This is a genomic window from Pantoea sp. JK, from assembly GCF_026130245.1.
GTDB classification, from domain to species: domain Bacteria; phylum Pseudomonadota; class Gammaproteobacteria; order Enterobacterales; family Enterobacteriaceae; genus Pantoea; species Pantoea trifolii.
Map to the genome: position 1 here is coordinate 1 of NZ_JAINFN010000023.1, position 1,344 is coordinate 1,344.

Annotated in this window: 1 protein-coding gene; it reads right to left on the minus strand. The window is 54.8% G+C overall.

Going from position 1 to position 1,344, the window contains the following annotated elements:
• Positions 1-21: 21 nt before the first annotated feature.
• On the minus strand, positions 22-1,329 hold the full coding sequence (locus PanJK_RS23955) for an IS4 family transposase (protein WP_265303508.1): 1,308 nt from the start codon (positions 1,327-1,329) through the stop codon (positions 22-24).
• Positions 1,330-1,344: the final 15 nt, after the last annotated feature.

A 1,344-nucleotide genomic window follows, 5' to 3' on the forward strand; every position in this document is an offset into this window, starting at 1 on the left:
GTAATGCTCGTCAGTTAAGACTTAATCATGCCGGAACGCATAGCGTTTCGGCTTCTTTTTCACCGCTCGCGGATAATGTCTCGTCCGCCGGGTTGGCAGCACGAAGCTTCCCGCCATCGCCATTATTTCATCTATTATTCTCGGGATTTTTCCCGGCGCTACCGCAGGCAGGAGTCTCAGTTGACCTGTCAGGTACAGTGCCGCCTGCTTAAACCCCAGCTGATAAGGCTCCACGTTTTTCAGGCTATAGGCCATCTGCGCCATCATAAAACGCAGCAGGTTATACGCCAGCGCAACGCCCCATAACTCCTGCTTCACCAGTTCCGGTGTTTTGCTTCTCAGCGTGAGCTCGTTGTTCAACAGATGCTGCTTCATCTCCCGGAAGCCATGTTCTATTTCCCAGCGATGTCCATAAAGATCAACGATATCCCCTCCCGGATATCGCAATGGATCGCACATTGACGTCAGGATTTTCACCACTCTCCCGTTAACCTTTTTGCTTATCAGTCGCGCCGTCAGCGTTTCCGGCACATCTTTCCATTTTTTACGCGCCTGCCACGACAGGTCCAGTTCTATCAGCTCGCTGCCTGAGCCCTGTTTTTGCAGAACACGGTATTTTGCATCGTTGCGCAGAGGTAGCATCCAGTGTCTTTCCACCCCCGAGGTCTGCCAGTAATGCAGGAAGCCGGGCGCATAGAAGCCTTTATCCAGGATCGTTAGCGAGTGATCCGGCGTCTGTCCCACCAGTTGTGCCGCAAGATCAACCTCGCTGGTTTCGGTCACGCTGCCAAAGCTCACGCCCGATAAGAGATGGCTTGTCAGCTCCATCTGGCAGACCATGCGCAGCTGAGGCCAGTCAGACTGACTGTGTGCATTTGCCGTCCGCCCAAAGGCCTTATCGTTTTCCGGCGTATCGGGGGCCCGCCACAGCGTGCCGTCGACCGCCAGCAGTGTCAGGCCGTTCCAGTGTGACAGCGGTGTTTTATCAAACCAGAGCTGGCGTGACTTTTCAAAGACCCGGCGGACCACGTCTTCTCCGAGCCGCTGACGCGCCTGCACAACCGCGCTGGTCGCGACGAATGGGCGCTTGCCCGGCAAAACGATATCCAGATGAGAAACAATCTGGTTCATGGAAAGCGAGCGGAACAGGGCCATGCCGGTAACGGCCCAGACCATCATCTCCATTGGAAGACGGCGTTTTCGCACGGTCACGATACCAGTATCAGCCAGGCATTCGTCGATGAGTTCAGGCGAGAGCAGATCGGAGAGCGCGGAGAACTCTTTGGGCGTAAAGTTAAGAACGGCATCGAGAGCCTGACTGAGTAACATAAAAAAATCCGTAAT